At 69.6% G+C, this 19,578-nt stretch carries 23 protein-coding genes; 2 read left to right on the top strand and 21 right to left on the bottom strand.

Translation table 11 applies throughout. The annotated features are described in order from the left end of the window. Nucleotides 1-33: 33 nt before the first annotated feature. From PKD06_RS11625 to PKD06_RS11610, 4 genes are all read right to left on the bottom strand, one after another. The gene (locus PKD06_RS11625; protein ID WP_324380349.1) at nucleotides 34-594 is read right to left on the bottom strand and encodes a histidine phosphatase family protein; all 561 of its coding nucleotides are present in this window, start codon (nucleotides 592-594) and stop codon (nucleotides 34-36) included. Between the two features lie 17 nt (nucleotides 595-611). Continuing rightward, nucleotides 612-1,442: an enoyl-ACP reductase FabI gene (gene fabI / locus PKD06_RS11620; RefSeq protein ID WP_324380342.1), complete on the bottom strand. Its 831-nt coding sequence runs from the start codon at nucleotides 1,440-1,442 to the stop codon at nucleotides 612-614. Nucleotides 1,443-1,514: 72 nt separating this feature from the next. After that, entirely contained in the window at nucleotides 1,515-2,414 is a 900-nt protein-coding gene (locus PKD06_RS11615; protein ID WP_324380341.1) for a DnaJ C-terminal domain-containing protein, read from the bottom strand. Between the two features lie 110 nt (nucleotides 2,415-2,524). After that, a complete protein-coding gene (locus tag PKD06_RS11610; protein WP_324380340.1) occupies nucleotides 2,525-2,980 on the bottom strand; it encodes an RT0821/Lpp0805 family surface protein in 456 nt (151 codons plus the stop codon). A 42-nt stretch (nucleotides 2,981-3,022) separates the two neighbouring features. Between PKD06_RS11610 and pdxH the strand changes: the two genes are divergently transcribed. Next, nucleotides 3,023-3,628, top strand: a complete 606-nt coding sequence (gene pdxH / locus PKD06_RS11605) for a pyridoxamine 5'-phosphate oxidase (RefSeq protein WP_324380339.1) — start codon at nucleotides 3,023-3,025, stop codon at nucleotides 3,626-3,628. Between the two features lie 72 nt (nucleotides 3,629-3,700). On the opposite strand, the gene PKD06_RS11600 is transcribed toward pdxH, so the two are convergent. From PKD06_RS11600 to PKD06_RS11545, 12 genes are all read right to left on the bottom strand, one after another. After that, nucleotides 3,701-4,960 (bottom strand): RNA methyltransferase, encoded by a 1,260-nt coding sequence (locus PKD06_RS11600; protein ID WP_324380338.1) that lies wholly within the window; start codon nucleotides 4,958-4,960, stop codon nucleotides 3,701-3,703. Beyond that, nucleotides 4,953-5,690, bottom strand: a complete 738-nt coding sequence (locus PKD06_RS11595; protein ID WP_324380337.1) for a TlyA family RNA methyltransferase — start codon at nucleotides 5,688-5,690, stop codon at nucleotides 4,953-4,955. The genes PKD06_RS11600 and PKD06_RS11595 overlap by 8 nt, the downstream gene beginning before the upstream one ends. Nucleotides 5,691-5,698: 8 nt before the next feature. After that, nucleotides 5,699-5,983, bottom strand: a complete 285-nt coding sequence (locus PKD06_RS11590) for an exodeoxyribonuclease VII small subunit (protein WP_324380336.1) — start codon at nucleotides 5,981-5,983, stop codon at nucleotides 5,699-5,701. Nucleotides 5,984-5,991: 8 nt separating this feature from the next. Further along, nucleotides 5,992-6,597 (bottom strand): HD family hydrolase, encoded by a 606-nt coding sequence (locus tag PKD06_RS11585; protein WP_324380335.1) that lies wholly within the window; start codon nucleotides 6,595-6,597, stop codon nucleotides 5,992-5,994. 41 nt (nucleotides 6,598-6,638) lie between these two features. Next, a complete protein-coding gene (locus PKD06_RS11580; protein ID WP_324380334.1) occupies nucleotides 6,639-7,265 on the bottom strand; it encodes a DNA-3-methyladenine glycosylase I in 627 nt (208 codons plus the stop codon). Continuing rightward, nucleotides 7,262-8,101 (bottom strand): folate-binding protein, encoded by an 840-nt coding sequence (locus PKD06_RS11575; RefSeq protein ID WP_324380333.1) that lies wholly within the window; start codon nucleotides 8,099-8,101, stop codon nucleotides 7,262-7,264. Before PKD06_RS11575 ends, PKD06_RS11580 begins: the two co-directional genes overlap by 4 nt. Nucleotides 8,102-8,171: 70 nt before the next feature. Then, nucleotides 8,172-8,423, bottom strand: a complete 252-nt coding sequence (locus PKD06_RS11570) for a hypothetical protein (RefSeq protein ID WP_324380332.1) — start codon at nucleotides 8,421-8,423, stop codon at nucleotides 8,172-8,174. 60 nt (nucleotides 8,424-8,483) lie between these two features. Continuing rightward, entirely contained in the window at nucleotides 8,484-8,945 is a 462-nt protein-coding gene (locus tag PKD06_RS11565; protein WP_324380331.1) for an NUDIX hydrolase, read from the bottom strand. Next, nucleotides 8,942-10,018 carry a hypothetical protein gene (locus PKD06_RS11560; RefSeq protein ID WP_324380330.1) on the bottom strand — a complete coding sequence of 359 codons (1,077 nt, stop codon included), beginning with the start codon at nucleotides 10,016-10,018 and terminating at the stop codon, nucleotides 8,942-8,944. Before PKD06_RS11560 ends, PKD06_RS11565 begins: the two co-directional genes overlap by 4 nt. Continuing rightward, the gene (locus PKD06_RS11555) at nucleotides 10,015-10,737 is read right to left on the bottom strand and encodes an SDR family oxidoreductase (protein ID WP_324380348.1); all 723 of its coding nucleotides are present in this window, start codon (nucleotides 10,735-10,737) and stop codon (nucleotides 10,015-10,017) included. Before PKD06_RS11555 ends, PKD06_RS11560 begins: the two co-directional genes overlap by 4 nt. A 114-nt stretch (nucleotides 10,738-10,851) precedes the next feature. Then, complete coding sequence (locus PKD06_RS11550) at nucleotides 10,852-11,838, bottom strand: magnesium transporter CorA family protein (RefSeq protein ID WP_324380329.1); 987 nt, start codon at nucleotides 11,836-11,838, stop codon at nucleotides 10,852-10,854. Between the two features lie 3 nt (nucleotides 11,839-11,841). Then, nucleotides 11,842-13,587, bottom strand: a complete 1,746-nt coding sequence (locus PKD06_RS11545) for an acyl-CoA dehydrogenase (RefSeq protein WP_324380328.1) — start codon at nucleotides 13,585-13,587, stop codon at nucleotides 11,842-11,844. 103 nt (nucleotides 13,588-13,690) lie between these two features. Between PKD06_RS11545 and PKD06_RS11540 the strand changes: the two genes are divergently transcribed. Next, entirely contained in the window at nucleotides 13,691-14,683 is a 993-nt protein-coding gene (locus tag PKD06_RS11540; RefSeq protein ID WP_324380327.1) for an L-threonylcarbamoyladenylate synthase, read from the top strand. 2 nt (nucleotides 14,684-14,685) lie between these two features. Here PKD06_RS11540 and wrbA read toward each other — a convergent pair whose 3' ends face one another. The 5 genes from wrbA to PKD06_RS11515 all read right to left on the bottom strand — a co-directional run bounded on the left by wrbA (nucleotide 14,686) and on the right by PKD06_RS11515 (nucleotide 19,564). Continuing rightward, on the bottom strand, nucleotides 14,686-15,285 hold the full coding sequence (wrbA, locus tag PKD06_RS11535) for an NAD(P)H:quinone oxidoreductase (RefSeq protein ID WP_324380326.1): 600 nt from the start codon (nucleotides 15,283-15,285) through the stop codon (nucleotides 14,686-14,688). Between the two features lie 25 nt (nucleotides 15,286-15,310). Then, nucleotides 15,311-16,297, bottom strand: coding sequence for an MDR family oxidoreductase (locus PKD06_RS11530; RefSeq protein ID WP_324380325.1), 987 nt, complete (start codon nucleotides 16,295-16,297; stop codon nucleotides 15,311-15,313). Nucleotides 16,298-16,369: 72 nt separating this feature from the next. After that, on the bottom strand, nucleotides 16,370-17,602 hold the full coding sequence (locus PKD06_RS11525; RefSeq protein ID WP_324380324.1) for an MFS transporter: 1,233 nt from the start codon (nucleotides 17,600-17,602) through the stop codon (nucleotides 16,370-16,372). A gap of 127 nt (nucleotides 17,603-17,729) precedes the next feature. Next, nucleotides 17,730-18,626, bottom strand: coding sequence for an EamA family transporter (locus PKD06_RS11520; RefSeq protein ID WP_324380323.1), 897 nt, complete (start codon nucleotides 18,624-18,626; stop codon nucleotides 17,730-17,732). 41 nt (nucleotides 18,627-18,667) lie between these two features. Continuing rightward, a complete protein-coding gene (locus tag PKD06_RS11515) occupies nucleotides 18,668-19,564 on the bottom strand; it encodes an ROK family protein (protein ID WP_324380347.1) in 897 nt (298 codons plus the stop codon). Nucleotides 19,565-19,578: the final 14 nt, after the last annotated feature.

The raw sequence follows: 19,578 nt of genomic DNA, 5'->3' as shown, positions 1-19,578 counted from the left end.
ACGCGACTTGAACGGCGGCGCAACCCGAGCCGCTCAGTGCCAACGATGGCGAGGGCCGTCGAAGACGAGAACTCGCCCCTGCCAGATGTCGAGCAGCGGGGCTTTCTTCTCTGGCAGGCCGGAGAGAAGATTCAAGAGGGCCCGCGCCACGCCCCCATGTGATACGACGACGCTCCTCTCCGGCAGGTCGTCGATTGCAGGCGCGACCCGCTCTGCGAGCATGGCATAGCTCTCCCCGTTCGGAGGGACGAAGCTCCATTTGTCACGCTCGCGCTCCGCGGCCAGTTCCGCCTGCGCGCGGCGTACCTCGCGCCATGTCAGCCCTTCCCAGTCGCCGAAGGTCAGCTCGGCGAAGCGAGGCTCCAGGCTGTAGTCTCCCGGGGGCAGGCCGATGCTGCGGCGCATGATCTCCATGGTTTCGCGCGTCCGGCCCAGGGGACTGCACAGGTAGCGGAGCTGCGCCGCGTCTGGGGCGAGTTCGGCGAGCCTGCGGCCGGCCTGTTCGGCCTGGAAACGGCCGACGGCATTCAGCGCGATATCCTGCTGTCCCTGGAGGCGCGCCTCGGCATTCCAGTCGGTCTCGCCATGGCGGATGAAGAAGATGGTCCGCTTCAGGATGTTCCCTCGCGGTCGAGCGAGATGTCCGGGGCGGCCGGGTTCTTCATGCCGACGACGTGGTAGCCGGCATCGACATGCATGACCTCGCCCGTGACGCCCTTCGACATGTCGGAGGCGAGATAGGAGGCCGTCTCGCCCACTTCCTCGATGGTCACGGTCCGGCGCAGGGGCGCATTGTACTCGTTCCACCTGAGAATGTAGCGGAAATCGCCGATTCCCGAGGCCGCCAGCGTCTTGATCGGACCGGCCGAGATGGCGTTGACGCGAATCCCGCTCGGGCCGAGATCGGCCGCGAGATAGCGCACCGAGGCTTCGAGCGCCGCCTTCGCCACGCCCATGACGTTGTAGTGCGGCATCCACTTCTCGGCGCCGTAATAGGTCATGGTCAGCAGCGAGCCGCCATTGGGCATCAGCTTCTCGGCCCGCTTGGCGATCGCCGTGAAGGAATAGCAGGAGATGAGGAGCGACTTCGTGAAATTGGCCTCGCTCGTATCGATGTAGCGGCCTGTCAGCTCGTCCTTGTCGGCGAAGGCGATGGCGTGGACCAGGAAGTCGATCGTCCCCCAGCGCTTCTCCGTCTCGGCGAAGACGGCGTCGAGGCTCGCGGAATCGGTGACGTCGCAATGGCCGACGACCTCGCCCCCGATCTCCCGCGCCAGCGGTTCGACGCGCTTCTTCAGCGCGTCGCCCTGGTAGGTGAATGCCAGCTCCGCCCCGTGCGCCCGCGCGGAGCGCGCAATGCCCCAGGCGATCGAGCGATTGTTGGCGACACCCATGATCAGGCCGCGCTTGCCCGCCAACAGGCCCGCTCCGTTATTCGCCATGACCCACCCGCAGGCCCCTTCCTAGAACGATTGCTGTTTAGCGGACGCCTTGCGGTGACGGAAGGCCCCCTGTCAGCCGACCTTCGCGGCGCGCCGTGTCCTGGCGAAGTCCCGCAGCGCCTCGTCCGCATCCGCCGGCAGCCGGATCTCCGTCGTTGCGAGGAGGTCGCCGTGGCCGTCCTTCCTGGGAAGTCCCTTCCCGCGCAGGCGGAAGGTGCGTCCCGACGAGGTCATGGCCGGAATGTTCATCTCCACCGTGCCGGTCGGCGTCTCCACGCGGACCTTCCCCCCGAGAATCGCATCCTCGAGATCGACTGTCAGGCGCGTCTTGAGATCGGAGCCGCTGACGACGAAGCGGTCATGGGGAAGGATCTTCACCGTCAGCAGCACGTCGCCGGCCTCGGCGCCGCCATGGCCCTGTCCGCCGAGGCCGCGCAGGCGCATGACCTGGCCATCGGCGACGCCGGGCGGGAGCGTCACCTCCACGTCCCTCCCCGAGGGAAGCGCGATCCGCTGCTTGCGCCCGCCCGCGATGTCCTCGACCGTCACGGTGAGGACGGCCGAAACGTCCTCGCCCTTGCGCGAGCGGGGACGTCCGCCCCTCAGGGCATCGCCGAACAGATGGGAGAAGATGTCGTCCGCGCCGCCCCCGCGCGCTCCCGGCCCCGCCCCGAATCCGAAGGAAAAGCCCTCGAATCCCTCGCGGCCGCCGCCGCCCCCGCCGAACCCCTCGAATCCCTGGAAGCGCTGCTTGCCCTCCCCGTCGATCTCGCCGCGGTCGAACTGCGCCCGCTTCGCGGAATCCCCGAGGATCTCATAGGCTTGGTTCACCTCGGCGAATTTCTCCTTCGCCTTGGGATCGTTCTTGTTGCTGTCGGGGTGGTATTGCTTGGCGAGCTTGCGGAAGGCGCGCTTGATATCCGCCTCGCTCGCGTCGCGCTGCACGTTCAGGACCCTGTAGGGATCGGCCATCGAAACCTCCAGCCCCGGCCACGTATCGGCCAAGGGCGATCGGCCGTCCATGTGGGGTCAGTGTTGCTCTGAAGCAACGTCCCGGATCGCGCAATATCCGGGTTGCGGCCTCAATTCGGCTTTTTCCAGGGCTTCACGTCCTTGAGCTGCCATTCGTCGGCGGACAGCTTGCAGGCCGTGCCCTGGAGCGAGGACGTGCGGCCCGGAAAGTTGATCGTCGCGAGGAACACCCGGCAGATCTCGTCGGATTTCACGAAGGGCTGGGCGACCGGGGTGAAGGTGCCGCTGATCTCCGAATCCGGATTGTCCCACTTCACCGGAGCGCCGTTCCCCTGCGGGTCGAGAGCGGTCGCGAGCGCCCCCTTCGCCCGCCGCCAATCCTCGGCGCCGAGATCGGCCGACAGAGTGGTGACGGCGTCGCGCTTGATGGAACCCGTCGCATCGACCTGGGCCTCCGTCGAGGACGAGGACAGGCTGCATCCGCCCGCGCAAAGGCAGCCGAGCGCGACCGCGATCCGCGCCGCCGCTTCGCCGAACGTCCATCCTCGCCTATACCGCTCAGACATCGGCCTTCGCGTCGCTCAGCACATACATGGCTGGAATAGAGCGTGGACAACTTAACAGGGGATTTCACCGAAGCCTCCGAGCCCTTCCGGCTCTTCGCCCGATGGCTCGGCGAGGCCGAGGCGTCGGAGCCCAACGACCCCAACGCGATGGCGCTCGCGACGGTCGATGCGGACGGCCTTCCCGACGTCCGCATGGTGCTCCTGAAAGGGCACGACGAGGCGGGCTTCGTCTTCTACACCAACACCGAATCGGCCAAGGGCACCGAGCTGGCGGGCCAGCCGAAGGCCGCGGCCGTGCTCCACTGGAAGAGCCTGCGGCGGCAGGTCCGCTTCCGGGGGCCCGTCAGCCGCGTGAGCGAGGAGGAGGCCGACGCCTATTTCGCGAGCCGCCCCCGCGACAGCCGCATCGGCGCCTGGGCGAGCCAGCAGTCGCGCCCGCTGGAGAGCCGCTTCGCGCTCGAGAAGGCGGTCGCCGTCCAGACGGCGCGCTTCGGGCTCGGGGACATCCCCCGTCCTCCCTACTGGACGGGATTCCGCATCGCGCCCGTGGCGATGGAATTCTGGCAGGACAAGCCCTTCCGGCTTCACGACCGCGTGCGCTTCGTCCGGGTTGCGGATGGCTGGCAGCGCCAGCGCCTCTACCCTTGAGAGGGAGCCGGCCGTCCGGCCGCAGTACCGGGATGACAGGATCATGTGATCCTGCCCTCCCTTGATCCCGGTTCAGCGGCGGCCTTTCCGCGGCGGGCGCCGCGAGGGACGCGCGAACACCCCCACGATCTCGACGTGGGTGCTCCATTTGAACTGGTCCACGGGCCGCACGCGCTCGGGCGCGAAGCCGCCCGAGGCCAGGGCCGCCGCGTCGCGGGCGAAGGTCCCTGGATCACAGGACACCATGATCAGGCGATCCAGGGACGACAGGACGACCTGGCCGACCTGCGAGGCGGCCCCCTGGCGCGGCGGATCGATCACCGCGAGATCGAAGCGGTCGAGTTCCGGTGCGAGGAGCGGGCGGCGGAAGAGGTCGCGGGCCTCCGTCGTGACCCTCCTCAGGCCCGGCGTCTCGCGAGCGGCCCGGTCGAGCGCGGCCAGCATCGCAGCCTGCCCCTCGACGGCATGGACCTCGGCATTCCGCGCGAGTCGCAGCGTGAAGGGGCCGATCCCCGCGAAGAGATCGACGATCCGGCGCGCCCCGCCGGCCGCCTCCAGCACGGCGTCGGCGAGTTCCTCCTCGCCCCTCGCGGTGGCCTGAAGGAAGCTGCCCGGCGGGGGAACGACGAGGCTCGGGCCGACGGCGATGGCCGGGCGGCGGCGCTCGACCAGCACGTCTCCGTGCAGCGACAGCCGGGCCAGATCGAGCCTTTCAGCCTCCCCGATCAGAGCCTGGACCTTCCGCTCTCCGGGCTGTCCCGGGCCGCGAAGATCGACGTCGAGGCCGGCCAGGGTCGCCGTGACCGCGACGTCGAGCGGCTTCCCGGCCGACAGAAGGGGCCGCGCCAGGGCCTCCGCGACGGCCGGCGCGCGCGCGAGCGCGGGGACCGCGGCGGGGCATTCCGCGACGGGAACGAGCCGGTGCGTCCCCGCCTCCATGAAGCCCGCCCGCACCTCGCCCTCGATCCGCCGGACATGGAGAACCACCCGGCGCCGACCCTCGCCATGCGCATCCGCGAGCGGCTCCACCGGCACCTCCAGCCCCTGGCCACGAAGGGCGGACACAACCCTGCTGTGCTTCCACACCGCATAAGGATCCGGCGCCAAGTGCTGGAAAACACAGCCTCCGCAGCGCGTGAACCAGGGACAAAAAGGGGCGATGCGATCGGGGGACACGGCCTCGATCCCGACGAGCCGCCCCCGCCGCCCCTCGGCCTCGACGAGCACCCTTTCACCCGGCAGGGAAAAGGGCACCTGGACCGGTCCGGCGGGCGTCTCGGCGATGCCCTCGCCGCCCGGCCCGAGGCGCGAAATGGTCAGGGTCTCAACCACGCCTCGCCCCTAGCAGAAACTCCCGGTTCCCATCGCCGCCCGAGATCGGAGACGGAATTACGTCCTGGACGTGAAAGCCGAGATCGGCCGCGAGCGCCTGGATCTCCTGGGCGCTGGCGCGGCGCAGGGCATCGTCGCGCACGATGCCGCCCCGCCCGAGACCGCGGGGTCCGACCTCGAATTGCGGCTTAATCAGCAGAATGAGTTGGGATGATTTCTTCATATATTGGATCAGATGCGGGAGAATCTGCTTCAACGAGACGAAGCTGACATCGACGGTGACGAGATCGAAGGCGTCCGGCGGCAGCCGCTCCCCGGCCTGCCGGATATCGGTCGCCTCGAGGGAGATGACTCGGGGATCGGCCGCAAGCGTCGGATGCAACTGGCCGCGGCCCACATCGACCGCATGGACCCGGGCCGCGCCGCGGCGCAGCAGGAGATCGGTGAAGCCGCCGGTCGAGGCGCCGACATCGAGACAGGCCCAGCCGGCCGGATCGATCGCGAAAGCGTCGAGGGCAGCGGCGAGCTTGACGCCGCCGCGCGAGACATAGGGATGCGCCGGCGACGCCTCGATCGCAGCCTCCTCGGCGATGAGGTCGGAGGGCTTTCGGACGGGCGCCCCGTCCGCCGTCACGAGCCCGGCCGCGATGGCGGCCTGCGCCCTCGCGCGGCTCTCGAAGACGCCCCGGGCGACGAGGACGAGATCCGCCCGCCGCTTCGCGCCGATCATGACGCGCGTCAGGGAGGATCGAGCGGCGCCGTGCCCGCCGGCTTTCCGTCCGGCCCGAGCGTGATGCGGTCGATCCGGGCCTCGGCCAGCTTGAGCAGGTTCTCGCAATGGCGTTTCAGCAATTCCCCCCGCTCGAAGATCGCGATCGAATCCTCCAGCGGCACGCGCCCTCCTTCGAGCTGGCGCACGATCTCCTCCAGCTCGGCGAGAGCCTTCTCGAAAGGAAGCTCGCCGAGGCCCTTCTCGCTCTGCTTGGAGCCTCGGGCCGGGGCCTTGGCGGGTTCGTTCGTCATGGGCGCCCTTATGGGGTCCTCCCCCGCACCTGACAAGGATCGCCGCCCGCCCGGCGCTCCAGGCAATCCTTCACCCGGGCGCGGAATTTCTCCTGCGCCGTCTCGGGAGGCCAGGGGGAGAGATAAGATTCGATTTCTTCCGGGAAGGCATCCGGCCGCCCGAAGACCTGCCGCGCCTCATCCTGCGAGAAGCCGGCGAGCCTCGTCGCCTCGAGCCAGGCCGCGCTCCTGTCCGCCCGCTTCGTCAGGTGGCGCAGATCTTCGGGCGGCTGGGCGGGCAGGCCGAAAGCAATGAAGATCGCCTCTTGAAGCCGCCCCTCGATAGCCTTGAACGGCTCGCCGAGCGCGGCCTTGAGGGGCGTCACGAGGTCGCCGACGACATATTCGGCGGCATCGTGCAGAAGCAGCGTCAGGCGGGCGGCAGGCCCGAGGCGCGGATCGATCCCGGCGGCGATCGCCTCCACGAGGCAGCAATGCTGAGCCACTGAAAAGGGAAAGGCCCCGCGCGTCTGGCCGTTCCAGCGCGCCACCCGGGCGATCCCGTGCGCAATGTCGTCCAGCTCGACATCGAGCGGCGAGGGGTCGAGGATCTCGAGCCGGCGCCCGGACAGCATGCGTTGCCACCCGCGTTGCGCGGCCATCGCGCGGGATCGTTTCACGGAGCCGGCGATCTCTCGGGCGGCTCGGCCAGGGCGGCGCATTCGGCATGCCGGAAACAGCCGGTCAGGTGGTCGTTGACGAGGCCGGTCGCCTGCATGAAGGCGTAGACAATAGTCGGTCCGCAGAAGGCGAAGCCTTTCGATTTCAGTTCCTTGGACAAGTCTGTCGAGAGATCGGTCGAAGCCGGCACCTGCCGACGCGACTCCCGGTCCGGCTGCAAGGCCCGTCCGTCCAGCCGCTCCCAGAACAAGGCGGAGAAAGCCTCGGGGCCGCCGAGATCCAGATAGGAGCGCGCGGATTTGATCGTGCCGTCGATCTTCGCGCGGTTGCGGACGATGCCGGCATCGGCCATCAGCTCGTCCACCCGGCTCGGGGTGAAATCCACGATGCGCTCCGGCTCGAAGCCCGCGAAGGCGCGGCGGAAGCCCTCGCGCTTGCGCAGGATCGTGATCCAAGACAGTCCGGCCTGAAACCCGTCCAAGATCAGCTTCTCGAACAAGGCGCGGCCGTCACGCTCGGGCACACCCCATTCGGTGTCGTGATAGGCGAGGTAGAGGGGATCGGTTCCGGGCCACCAGCAACGCGTCCGCCCGTCCGGGTGAAGGATCAGATCCTCGCTCATGGGGCGCCCGGCAACGTGAACGCGATCCAGTCGCGAGGCTCGATCGCGAAAGCGACGCCGCCGGCCTCGAGCGAATCCCCGGCGGCAATTGCGTCGGCCGCACGGTCGAGCCGGAGCATGGCGAGGCCCTGGTTGCCGATGGCCGAGCCGGTGCGGCCGATCATCCGACCGCCCGCGATCACCTCGGTTCCGGGCGGCGGAGCGTCGCCCGCATAGCGCACCGGGACGACGCGCGTCCGCGCCGTCCCCCGGTGCTGCATCCGGGAAACGACCTCCTGGCCGACATAGCATCCCTTGTCGAAAGCCACGCCGCGGAGCTGGTCCATCAGCGCCTCATGGGGGAAGGCGTCCCCAAAGGCGAAATCCCGCCCTCCCTCGGGAATCCCGAGCCGGATGCGGCGGGCCTCGTAGCCGGCAGGGTCGCCTTCCGATGATTCGCCGCGCGGCATGAGCGCACGCCAGCCGAAAGCGGCGAGCCGTGGATCGGGCGCCGTGGCCACGGCATCGGGCGGCGGCTCGTCCCATCCGGCCGTGACCGCGAGTTCGGCCGTGCGGTCCGCGATCGTGATCTTCGCCCGCAGCTTGTAGAGCGTCAGCCGTTTCGCGAGATCGGCGAGACAGCTCGCGGGCGTATCCAGCAGGAAGGTCTCATCCGACCGGGCGAAGAGGATGAAATCGGCGAGGATCTTTCCCTGCGGCGAGAGCAGCGCGCCGAAGGCCGCGCGGCCGGGGGCGACGGGATCGACGTCGCATGTCACAATGCGGTCGAGGAAGGTCCGCGCCTCCGGCCCCGTCACTTCCAGCACGCCGCGATGATCCAGCCGCGCCGACGTCATCCGCTCAACCCGCTCCTCCGACTCGCGGCCGGCCGCGCCTGAAGCCTATCACGACCTCGGCAAATGCGCGTCAATGGCGCGGGGCGACGGAGAAGGATCCCTCGCGGATACGCCCTGGAATCGACTCGGCATAGGTCGCGGCCTGTTCCTCGCCATAGATCTCGACGAGGTGGCGGAAGGCTTCGAAAAGCGCCGCCTGGACGACGAAATCGCTGTCGAGTCCGTCAAGCTCGGCCTCGGCGAAGGCTTGGGTTACGTAGCCGAGGGCTGCGCGCTTGTGGCTCGCGTCGTCGGCAAAGGCATTGTCTGGCAGGTCGATCATATGCGGCAGGCAAATTCGATCGTCCTTCTAGCAGCCGCCTCGCCTGCCGCCAGCCATTCCTCACGAAGAGGTTAACGCGCCGCCCGCCTCCCGGCCGATCGCGAAAGCCATTTCGAGGACCGGGAGAAGACCCGGCGTCGTCGGCTGGTCCGCCACCTCGTCCTCGCGCGCCCAGCGGATCGCCAGTGCCTCGGCGGTGATCTCCCCCTCGCCGGCGAGCCAGCGGGCCGCATGGGCGCAGATGACGAAATGATGCCTGATCCGGCCCTCCGGGTCGCGATCGATATATTCGATGGGGCGGATCAGCCCGATCATCTGCGCCTCGACGCCCGTCTCCTCCTTCAGCTCGCGGAGCGCCGCCTCGGCGAGGGTTTCCCCCGGCTCCACGAGGCCGCCCGGAAGAGACCAGATATGGTCGAGGGGCGGGCGGGCGCGGGCGGCGAGAAGGATGCGGTCGCCGCGCAAAACGGCGACCGAGGCCGCCAGCATCGGCCGCTCGGGATAGAGGCGATTCCCGCTCACGGGCGCACCTCGACGACCCGGCCGTCTTCCAGCCCGACGACGAGACGGATGTCCCTCCCGCGCCCGAGCGCGGCGATTCCCGCCGCAGCCTTGGCGGGCAGGGGGATGCGGGCGATCTCCTTCACCTCCGGGCCGACCGAAAGCAGCGCGAGGGCGCTCCGGTCGAGCACGGGGATCGCTAGGCGCGCCGAGCCGTCCTCGGCGGCGAACCAGGCGGCGAGGTCCTGGGCGGGGCTGCCGTGGACGTGATTCGAATAGCCGGGCTTTTCCGCTTGCAGGACCAGCTTGTCGCCGTCCAGGCGCCAGATTTGCAGCAGGCCGTCGCGGTCGGGACGCCGCACGACGGCGATGTCCGAGGCCACGCCCTCCCCGCTCGCGACCGGGTTCAGCCACCGATAGGGCGTGCCGTCGGGGGGCGTTTCGGCCACGATCTTCCAGCTTCCCTCGCGCTTTGCGATCAGCGCGAGAGCGGAACCGAGGTCGCGGTAGGAGCGAACTACCAGGATCACCGGCGCCTCGCCGCCGATCTGCGCGAGATGAGGCTCGCGATCCTCGAAAACCGCTCCTTCTCCTGCCGGAATGCGGACGACATCCTGCGCGACCGGCTTCGGCTCGGCGCTCGGCGGCGCGGGCTTGCGCTCCGTGACCGCCACGACGCGCGCATGCACCGCCGAGCCCAGGTCCTCATGCGCATAGTCCCGCGAGGGCATTTCCAGCCGCGCGGTCACGGCGCCCGCGCCGGCGATCCGCGAATCGGGGAGCGCCTCGCCCGCGCGCTCGAGGGCCGCGAGGTCGCCGCCTCCGCCCTTCGCGCGCAGGATGCGGATCGCCCCGCCTTCGAGCGTCAGCGCCGCCGCGCCGCCCTTCCCCCACAGGACCACGAGAGGCGGCTGCATCGCTCCGCGCACCTCCCGGAACGCCTCGGTCGAGGCGGCGGTGGCGGCGACGCGCGTCCCCGGCCCCCGGAACTGCTCGACCTCGAAGCCGAGCGGCAGGATCGAGACCGAAGGCTCGGCCCGCGCCGCCCCCGGCAGGGCCGCGAGAAGCGCGATGGAAAGAAGAAGCCGTCTCACACGTGCTGACCGCCGTTGATGTGCAACTCCGCCCCGTTCACGTAGGAGGAAGCCTCGGTGCACAGGAAGTAGATGGCCTTGGCGACCTCGTCGGTCGTGCCGAGGCGCTTGAGGGGGATCGTCTCGACGATCTTGTCGGTCCCCGGCGACAGGATGGAGGTATCGATCTCGCCGGGCGAGATCGCGTTCACCCGCACGCCGAGCGGGCCGAAATCGGCCGCCATCTCGCGCGTGAGGGCGGCAAGCGCGGCCTTCGACGTAGCATAGGCCGCGCCCGCGAAGGGATGCACCCGCGAGCCCGCGATCGAGGTCACGTTCACGATCGAGCCCTTCGCCTTGGCCAGTTCGTCGCGCAGGCCCCGCGCCAGCATGATCGGCGCGAAGAAATTCACCTGGAAGACCTTCAGCCAATCCGCATGGTCGGTGTCGAGCCCCTTCAGCCGGGCGCCGCCGGGTCCCTTCGGAGAAATGCCGGCATTGTTGACAAGGGCGTGCAGGACGCCGCCCTCCTCGCGCAGGCGCTGGCGCGTGTCCTCGACCGCCCGCAGGGTATCCTCGGCGCTCGCGAGATCGACCTGCAGATGGTCCTCGGGACCCATCTGCCAGGGGCAGTTCTCGGGGAAGGCGTGGCGCGAGCAGGTGATCACGCGCCAGCCGGCGGCCTGGAACCGCTTGACGGTCGCATGACCAATCCCGCGGCTCGCGCCCGTGAGCAGCATCACGCGGCGTTCAGTGTTGGGGCGGTCCGAGGGCACCGTCGCTCCGATCAGGTGGGAGGGCGAATCCGCCGGCTCTCATGAACCCTGGACGGGGGCGCGTCCATCCGCGGGTTCTCAGAGCCAGCGCTTCCAGCGGAAGAAGAAATAGGGAGCGACGGCCGCGATGACCATCAGCACCAGCGCGAGCGGATAGCCGAGGGGAGCCTCCAGCTCGGGCATCTGCTTGAAGTTCATGCCGTAGATCGAGGCGATGAGCGTCGGCGGCATGAAGACCACCGCCATGACCGAGAACAGCTTGATGATGTTGTTCTGCTCCAGGTTGACGAGCCCCAGCGTGGCGTCGAGCAGGAACTGGATCTTGCTCGCCTGAAAGGTTGCGTGCTCCTCCAGCGACTGCAGGTCGCGCAAGGTCGTGCGCATCTGGTCGCGCAGCACCTTGTCGACCCGGTTCGTCCGGTAGCTCGCCGAGATGAACAGGAGCATGCGCTCGATCGAGACGAGGCTTTCGCGCTGCTTCGAGATCAGGTCGCCCCAATGGCCGAGTTCCCGCAGCGTGTCCTGGTATTCCGCGTTGCGCTCCCCCGGATCGGCATTGGTCCTGAACACGTTGCGCGAGAGGCCGTCGATCCGCTCGCCCGCAAGCTGGAGGATATCGGCCGCCCGGTCCATGATCGTCTCGATCAGAGAGCCGAGCAACTCCTCGCCGGTGCGCCCGCATCCGGCCTGGCGGGAGGTCTTGAGGGCGAACATCTGGAAGGCGCGCGGCTCCGCATAGCGGACGGTCACGAGCGCATTGTCCTTCAGGATGAAGGTGATGCCCGCCAGTTCCGGGTCGTCCTCGTCGGCGCGCGTGAGAAGGCGCGTCGTGAGGTAGCGCGCCCCGTGCTCCGCATAGAGCAGTTCGGACGGCTCGATATCCTGCTGGTCCTCCCGCGTCGGCACCTCGATGCCGAGGAAGCGCTCGGCCTTGCGGTCCTCGGCCGTGGTCGGCCGCACGAGGTCGATCCACAAAGCCTCGCGCGGAATGGCCTCGCCGTCCTTCAGGATGCGACGGTCGAGCGCACCCGGCGAATCGGGATGCGGGACATGGACAATGATCATCGCTCAGCTCGCGAGTGCCGCCCGCGCATCGTCGAGAAAGCCGGCTCCCCCGAGGATCGAGGCTTCGAGGCCCCCGGCGGCGGGGACGAGGTTCTCGGCAAAGAAGCGGCAGAGCGCGACATGGCCCCGCCCGGCCTCCCCGCCCTCGGCGGCGAGCGCGATCTCGGCGAGGAGCGTTCCGCCTCTCGCGAGGCCGAAGAGCCTCAGATAGGGCGTCGCGCCCGCGAGGGCGGCAGCCGGATCGTTGCCGGCCAGCGCCTTCAGGAGGAAGGAGGTCGCCCGGTCGAGGCTGTCGACGGCGTCGCGCAGCCGCGCCGCGCTCGCCCCGAAGGCGTCGCCCTTGTTCATGAGCGCCTTTACCGTGACGCGCATCGCGGCGATCTCCTCCGCGACGACCTCCCCGCCTTCGAGAGGCAGCTTGCGGGTGACGAGGTCGATCGCCTGGATGCCGTTGGTGCCCTCGTAGATCGGCAGGATGCGGGCGTCGCGAAGATGCTGCGCCGCGCCCGTCTCCTCCACGAAGCCCATTCCGCCATGGACCTGGACGCCGAGCGAGGCGACTTCGTTGCCGATATCGGTGGAGAAGGCCTTCGCAACCGGGGTCAGCAGCGAGGCGCGCTCACCGGCCCGCGGATCCGAGGCGCGGGCGGCGCGATCGAGGCAGGCGGCGGTGAGATAGCAGATGGCGCGCGCGGCCATGGTGGCGGATTTCATCGTCAGCAGCATGCGTTGCACGTCCGGGTGCTCGACGATGGGGCTCATGCCCGGCCCCGCGCTTCCGGGCGCCCTGCCCTGCCGGCGCTCCCGCGCATAGGCGAGCGCGCCCTGATAGGCGCGCTCCGCGATCGCGACTCCCTGGATGCCGACATTCAGCCGCGCGTTGTTCATCATCGTGAACATGCAGGCGAGGCCGCGGTTCTCCTCGCCGATGAGCCAGCCGGTCGCCCCGCCCGCATCGCCATAGACCATGACGCAGGTCGGCGAGCCGTGGATGCCGAGCTTGTGCTCGATCCCGGCGCAGCGGACGTCGTTGAGCGATCCGTCCGGCAGGACCTTCGGCACCAGGAACAGGGAGATGCCGCGCGTGCCCGCCGGCGCGTCGGGAAGCCGGGCGAGGACGAGGTGGACGATGTTGTCCGTGAGATCGTGCTCGCCGTAGGTGATGAAGATCTTGGTGCCGAAGATGCGGTAGCTGCCGTCCCCGGCCCGCTCCGCCTTGGCCCGGAGCGCCGCGAGGTCGGAGCCGGCCTGCGGCTCCGTGAGGTTCATGGTGCCCATCCACTCGCCCGAGACGAGCTTGCCGAGATAGCGCTCCTTCAGCTCCGCCGAGCCGTGCTTATCGAGCGCCTCGACCGCCCCGATCGTCAGGAGCGGGCCGAGCGCGAAGGCCATCGAGGCCGAGTTCCACATCTCCGAGCAGGCGACGGCGACCATGTGCGGCAGGCCCTGGCCGCCATGCTCCTCGGGGGCCGCGAGCGCATTCCAGCCTCCCTCGGCCCAGGACCTGTAGGCTTCCTTGAATCCGGGCGGCATCGTGATCCGCCCGTTCTCGAATGGCGTGCCCTTGGCATCGGCGACGCGGTTGAGGGGGGCGATGACGGAGCCCGCGAAGCGGCCCGCCTCCTCGAGGATGGTCCGCACGTCGTCCGCGCCCAGGTCGCCCGCGATCCCCTCGGCGAGGGCCGCGTCGAGCCCCGCCGCCCCCTTCAGGACGGCGATCATGTCGGCGACGGGCGCAGCGTAGCTCATATGCGTCTCCCGGACGATGGACGGGCGTTGACGAGACGGCACCCCTCGCCTAGCGGCGGCACCGGGCGCCCTCCCCCGGACGGCGCGGCGGGATCAATGTGCCTTGAACCGAACGGCGTCAACGCGACCTGTGACGGAACGTCTTTTACCGGACGCGCACGGGCTTGCGCGCGCCGCATGCCTGCTCGCCGAGGGCGGCCTCGTCGCCTTTCCGACCGAGACCGTCTACGGGCTCGGCGCGGACGGCCGGAACGCCGCCGCCGTCGCCGCGCTCTATGCGGCGAAGGGGCGGCCTTCCTTCAACCCCCTGATCGCCCATGTGGCGAGTCTCGGCGGGGCGGAGCGTGAGGGAAGGCTCGGCCCCGAGGCCGCGCGCCTCGCGGCGGCTTTCTGGCCGGGGCCCCTGACCCTCGTCGTGCCGCGCGCCGAGACGGGCACGGTCTGCGATCTCGCACGGGCGGGGCTCGATACGATCGGATTGCGGATCCCAGCCCATCCCGTGGCGCGGAACCTTCTTGCCTTGTGCGGCTTTCCGGTGGTCGCTCCCTCGGCCAACCTGTCCGGCCGGATCAGCCCGACCAGGGCCGAGGACGTCCTCGGCGACCTGGACGGGGCGATCGCGGCCGTGGTCATGGGCGGCGCAACGGCGATCGGCGTGGAATCCACCATCGTCGCCTGCCTGGACGGCCCGCCGCGCCTCCTGCGTCCGGGCGGCGTGACGCGGGAAGACATAGAGCGCCGGCTGGGCCGGCCGCTCGAGGGCGCGGGCGAGGCGGCGGACCGGCCGCTCGCGCCGGGCGGCCTTCTCTCGCATTACGCGCCCCGCGCGCGGGTCCGGCTGGATGTCGCGGAAATCCTGCCCGGCGAAGCACTCCTGACCTTCGCCGCCTTCCGGCCCGCCGGGCACAGCCAAGCCCGGCAGGTCCTCGACCTCAGCCCGGACGGCGATCTCGCCGAGGCGGCGGCGAACCTGTTCGGTTATTTGCGCCGCCTCGATGCCTCCGGCGCGGAGACCATCGCGGTCGCGCCGATTCCCGGCCGCGGCCTCGGCGAGGCGATCAACGATCGCCTCCGCCGCGCCGCCGCCGAGCGGTAAGCCTACCCTTTCAGCTTGATGGTGATCTCGGCGAGATGCCGGCCCTGGTAGCGCGCGCCGTCCAGTTCCACGGCGCTCGGGCGACGGCTGCCGTCTCCGTCGGCGATGGTGGAAGCACCATAGGGGGAGTTCCCCATCACCTCCTTCACGCCCATCTGGCCCTGGAAGGAATAGGGCAGGCCGACGATGATGAAGCCCCAATGCATCAGCACGGGAAGGAAGGTCAGGATCGTGGATTCCTGCCCGCCATGCTGCGTCGCCGAGGAGGTGAACACCCCGCCCACCTTGCCGTTGAGCTTGCCCTGCGCCCAGAGGCCGCCGCCCTGGTCGATGAAGGACTTCATCTGGGCGCACATGTTGCCGAAGCGCGTCGGCGTTCCGAACAGGATCGCGTCGTAATCCGGCAGTTCGCCGATCGTCGCGACCTCGGCCTTCTGGTCGAGCTTGAAATGCGACTTCTCGGCGATCTCGTGCGGAACCGTCTCCGGCACCCGCTTCACCGTAACCTCCGCGCCTGCGGCCCGCGCCCCTTCGGCCGCGGCATAGGCCATCTTCTCGATATGGCCGTAAGACGAGTAGTAGAGGACCAGAACCTTGGCCATGTGCTCTCCTTCGAATTGAGAAACTTCAGATCGTCACGACAACCCGGCCGCGAACCTTGCCCTCGACGATGTCGCGGCCGGCCGCGATGACCTCCTCCAGGGGGATGGTCCGGGTCATCGCCTTGAGCTTGCTCCGGTCGAGATCGCGCGCGAGGCGCGTCCAGGCTTCCATGCGCAAGGCCTTGGGCGCCATGACCGACTCGATCCCGAGCAGGGACACGCCGCGCAGGATGAACGGCGCGACCGAGGAGGGCAGGTCCATCCCGCCTGCGAGGCCGCAGGCGGCGATCGCCCCCGCATAGCGCGTCATGGAGAGAAGGTTCGCGAGCGTCGTCGAGCCGACCGTGTCCACGCCCGCGGCCCAGCGCTCCTTGCCAAGCGGGCGGACCGGGCCGGAGAGTTCCGAGCGGGCGATGATCTCGGCCGCGCCGAGGTCGCGCAGATAGTCGGCCTCCGACTCACGGCCGGTCGAGGCGATCACGTGCCAGCCCGCCTTCTTGAGGAGAGCGATCGCGACCGACCCGACGCCACCCGCCGCACCCGTCACGACGGCGGGGCCGTGCTCGGGCTTCAATCCGTGGCGCTCGAGCGCCATCAGGCTCAGCATGGCCGTGTAGCCGGCCGTTCCGATCGCCATGGCCTCCTCTGGCGCGAGCCCCTCGGGCAGCGGCACGAGCCAGTCGCCCTTGACGCGCGAACGCTCGGCAAAGGCGCCCAGATGCGTCTCGCCCGTCCCCCAGCCGTTGAGGATGACCTTGTCCCCCGCCTTCCAGTCGGGATGCGACGATTGCTCGACGACGCCGGCGAAATCGATGCCCGGGATCATCGGAAAGCGCCGCGCGATCGGCGCCTTCGCCGTGATCGCGAGGCCATCCTTGTAGTTCAGGGTCGAATGTGTGACGCGCACCGTCACGTCGCCGTCCATCAGGTCGGCATCGGAGAAGGTCCCGAGCTTCGCAGGCAAGCCGGATTTCTCGCCCTTTTCGATCACCACCGCCCTGAAATCAGCCACGTTCCGCTCCTGTTTCGCTGTCCCGGATCCGCCCAGGCATAGCCGAACCGGTTCGCCTTGTGGAGCGCCGCCTCAGGCTCCCGCGAGGGCGGGCCTCGCTACGGGCTGCTCGCGGATCGGCAGGTTGATCAGCGCCGAGGCGAAGCTGAGCGCCACCGAAGCCCACCAGACGAGGTCGTAGCTTCCGCGCGCCTCGTAGAGAACGCCCGCGAGCCACACGCCGAGGAAGCCGCCGATCTGGTGCGACAGGAAGACGAAGCCGTAGAGCATCGCCATGTAGCGCGTGCCGAACATCAGCATCACGAGGCCGGAGGTCGGCGGCACCGTCGAGAGCCAGAGGAGGCCCATGAAAAGGCCGAACAGGATGCAGGTCGTGGGCGTCGGCGGCAGCAGCATGAAGACGGCGATCACGATGCCGCGCGCAAAATAGATGCCCGCCAGGAGCCATCTCTTCGAGACGCGCCCGGACAGCCAGCCGGCGCTGAGCGAGCCGACCGCGTTGGCAAGCCCGATGACGGCGAGCGTCCAGCCGCCCACCCAGGAGGCGAGGCCGGCATCCTTCAGATAGGCCGGCAGGTGGACCGTGACGAAGGCGAGCTGGAACCCGCAGGTGAAGAAGCCGAGCGTCAGGAAGACGAAGCTCGGGTGGCGGAACGCCTCGCCGAGCGCCTGCGGGATGGACTGGCCGTGCCTCGTGTCGGGCACCGAGGCTGCCGCCGCGGCGGCCGGGCGCGTCCCGAGCAGGACGGCGAGGGGCATGATCACGAGGACGCTGGCCGCGAAGACGAGCAGAGCCTGCTGCCAGCCGAAATTCTCGATGAGGATGTTGCCGATCGGCGGATAGAAGAACTGCCCGAAGGAGCCGGCCGCCGTGCCGGCGCCGAAGGCGAGCGGCCGCCAGCTCTCCGGCAGCAGCTTGCCGAAGGCGCCGAGGATCAGGTTGAAGGAGGCCGCCGAGAGGCCGAAGCCGATGAGCACGCCCGCGCTCAGGTAAAGCAGGCCCGGCGTCGCGGCATAGGCCATCAGGGCGACGCCCGCCGCATAGAGAAGCGCACCGATCCAGAGCACCCGCGTGATGCCGTAGCGGTCCGCCATCGCCCCGGCGAAGGGAGAGCCGAGCCCCCAGAGCAGGTTCTGGATCGCGATGGCGAGGCCGAAGGTGTCGCGCCCCCAGCCATGGGCCTGGATCATCGGAAGCTGGAAGAGCCCCGAGGAGGCGCGCGGCCCGAACCCGATCAGCGCGATCGCGCAGCCCGCGAACACGACCCATTCGGGGCCGATCCTTCTCTTGCCGCTCGCGTCCATGGCCTCGCTCCAGTGGGAAGGGCAGCATTACCGGCTGCCGGGCCCTGCGCCAAACGCGGCTCCCGCATCCCTCCCATCACGATTCGGCATGGATAGGCGCATAAGCGCCTTTCCCGGCGGCGGGTCCTCAGGCGGAGGAGGTGCGCCTTGCCGGAGCCGGCGCGTGGCGGCCGAGAATCACCGAAGCCGAAGCCGAGACGATCAGGACGAGCCCGAGCCAATCGGCCGCCGTCGGCCGCTCGCCGAGGATCAGCGTCGCGCCGACGACGCCGATCCCCGGCACCAGGAGCGAGCCGATGGAGGCGGTTCCCGCCGGCATGAGCCCGAGAATGGTGAACCAGAGGGTCGAGGCCAGCGCCTGGCCGATCAGCACATTGTAGGCGAGGCCGGCATAGGTGGCGGGCAGGTGCGGCAGGGCTTTCGGAACGCCCTCGATCAAGACCATGCCGATGGTCATGGCGACGGCGGCGAGCGCCATCTGCCAGGCGGTGATGACGGGGGCCGAGGCCGCGATCGGCCAGCGCTTGAGGATCACGCTGCCGATGGCCCAGACCACGCCGGAGAGAACCGCATAGACGAGGCCGATCGAGAAGTTGCCTCCGGCGAGAAGAGGCCAGCCCAGCGCGACGAGCCCCGCGACGCCGAGCCCGAGCCCGAGCTGCCGGCTCCGGTCGAAGGGCTCGCCGAGCACGATGCGCGAGAAAATCACCGTCCAGATCGGCATCGTGTAGGACAGCACCGCGGCCCGGCTCGTCGTGGCGGTGAGCTGGGCGAAGGCGCTGAGGATGTTGTAGCCCGCGATCGAGAAGGCCCCGACCGCCGCGAGCCGCAGCCAATGCCGCCGCGGCACCGCGAGCGATTTTCCCGTGGCGAGAAGGGTGCCCGCGAGCAGGGTCGTCGCGAGCCAGAAGGCGACCGCGCGCAGGGTCCAGGGAGGGATCTCGACCAAAGCGAGCCTGACGGCCGGCCAGTTGAGGCCCCAGCAGAGCCCGAGGGCCGCGACGAGAATCAGGTTGCGGAGCATGGATGTCCCGGCGACGGCGCAAGACCCTTTGGCCGCCGAGACTATTCCTTCCAGAGCCAGGCCGCGCCCCGCACGCCGGAGGCATCCCCATGCTTGTTGCGCAGGACAGGGGTCTCGAAAGCGTCGGCAAAGACGTGCGGCGCGATCGCGGCGGGCAGGTCGCGATAGAGTTCCTCGACATTGGACATGCCGCCGCCGAGCACGATCACGTCCGGGTCGAGGACGTTCACGACATAGGCGATGCCGCGCCCGAGCCGGTCGACATAGCGCCCGTAGGTCGCCTGCGCCGCCTCGTCGCCGGCCCTCATCGCCTCCACGATCGCCGCCGCCGGACGGCTCGCGCCGGCATGGGCGAGGTAATCTCTTTCGAATCCCGTCCCCGAGACGAAGGTCTCCATGCAGCCGTGGCGTCCGCAGAAGCAGCGGGGGCCGGGCCGCTCGTCCTCGCGCATGCGCGGCAGGGGATTGTGGCCCCATTCGCCGGCGATCCGGTTCCGCCCGCCGAGGGCGCGCCCGCCGATCGCAATCCCCGACCCGGCCCCGGTGCCGATGATGACGCCCCAGACCACCCCGGCTCCCGCCCCGGCCCCGTCCACGGCTTCCGACACGGCGAAGCAATTGGCGTCGTTCTCGATCCGCACGTCCCGCCCGAGCGCCGCCTCGACGTCCCGATCGAGAGGGCGGCCGATGTTCCAGGTCGAATTGGCGTTCATCACGAGGCCGCTCTGGGGCGAGATCGCGCCGGGAATGCCGATTCCGACCGTGCCCCGCCGACCGGCCTCCCGCTCGAGATCCGCGACGAGCGCGGCGATGGCCCGCACGCAGCCCTCGTAGTCGCCTTTCGGGGTCGGCACGCGATGGCGCGCGAGGACGCGGCCGTCCTCGGCGAGGGCGAGGCCCTCGATCTTCGTCCCGCCCCAGTCGATGCCGATCCGCATGGCGTCCTCAGTCC

It is taken from the genome of Enterovirga sp., from assembly GCF_035325185.1.
Classification (GTDB): Bacteria; Pseudomonadota; Alphaproteobacteria; order Rhizobiales; family Beijerinckiaceae; genus Enterovirga.
Note: the sequence above shows the minus strand (reverse complement) of the source record. Positions and strands in the feature narration are given on the sequence as shown.

What these genes read in the sequence shown, in the direction of transcription:
- PKD06_RS11615 (WP_324380341.1), bottom strand. Translation starts at nt 2,414, where the DNA reads ATGGCCGATCCCTACAGGGTCCTGAACGTGCAGCGCGACGCGAGCGAG.
- PKD06_RS11575 (WP_324380333.1), bottom strand. Translation starts at nt 8,101, where the DNA reads ATGACGTCGGCGCGGCTGGATCATCGCGGCGTGCTGGAAGTGACGGGG.
- PKD06_RS11515 (WP_324380347.1), bottom strand. Translation starts at nt 19,564, where the DNA reads ATGCGGATCGGCATCGACTGGGGCGGGACGAAGATCGAGGGCCTCGCC.
- PKD06_RS11550 (WP_324380329.1), bottom strand. Translation starts at nt 11,838, where the DNA reads ATGATCATTGTCCATGTCCCGCATCCCGATTCGCCGGGTGCGCTCGAC.
- PKD06_RS11545 (WP_324380328.1), bottom strand. Translation starts at nt 13,587, where the DNA reads ATGAGCTACGCTGCGCCCGTCGCCGACATGATCGCCGTCCTGAAGGGG.
- PKD06_RS11580 (WP_324380334.1), bottom strand. Translation starts at nt 7,265, where the DNA reads ATGAGCGAGGATCTGATCCTTCACCCGGACGGGCGGACGCGTTGCTGG.
- wrbA (WP_324380326.1), bottom strand. Translation starts at nt 15,285, where the DNA reads ATGGCCAAGGTTCTGGTCCTCTACTACTCGTCTTACGGCCATATCGAG.
- fabI (WP_324380342.1), bottom strand. Translation starts at nt 1,442, where the DNA reads ATGGCGAATAACGGAGCGGGCCTGTTGGCGGGCAAGCGCGGCCTGATC.
- PKD06_RS11570 (WP_324380332.1), bottom strand. Translation starts at nt 8,423, where the DNA reads ATGATCGACCTGCCAGACAATGCCTTTGCCGACGACGCGAGCCACAAG.
- PKD06_RS11555 (WP_324380348.1), bottom strand. Translation starts at nt 10,737, where the DNA reads ATGCTGCTCACGGGCGCGAGCCGCGGGATTGGTCATGCGACCGTCAAG.
- PKD06_RS11585 (WP_324380335.1), bottom strand. Translation starts at nt 6,597, where the DNA reads ATGCTGTCCGGGCGCCGGCTCGAGATCCTCGACCCCTCGCCGCTCGAT.
- PKD06_RS11520 (WP_324380323.1), bottom strand. Translation starts at nt 18,626, where the DNA reads ATGCTCCGCAACCTGATTCTCGTCGCGGCCCTCGGGCTCTGCTGGGGC.
- PKD06_RS11590 (WP_324380336.1), bottom strand. Translation starts at nt 5,983, where the DNA reads ATGACGAACGAACCCGCCAAGGCCCCGGCCCGAGGCTCCAAGCAGAGC.
- PKD06_RS11525 (WP_324380324.1), bottom strand. Translation starts at nt 17,602, where the DNA reads ATGGACGCGAGCGGCAAGAGAAGGATCGGCCCCGAATGGGTCGTGTTC.
- PKD06_RS11595 (WP_324380337.1), bottom strand. Translation starts at nt 5,690, where the DNA reads ATGATCGGCGCGAAGCGGCGGGCGGATCTCGTCCTCGTCGCCCGGGGC.
- PKD06_RS11610 (WP_324380340.1), bottom strand. Translation starts at nt 2,980, where the DNA reads ATGTCTGAGCGGTATAGGCGAGGATGGACGTTCGGCGAAGCGGCGGCG.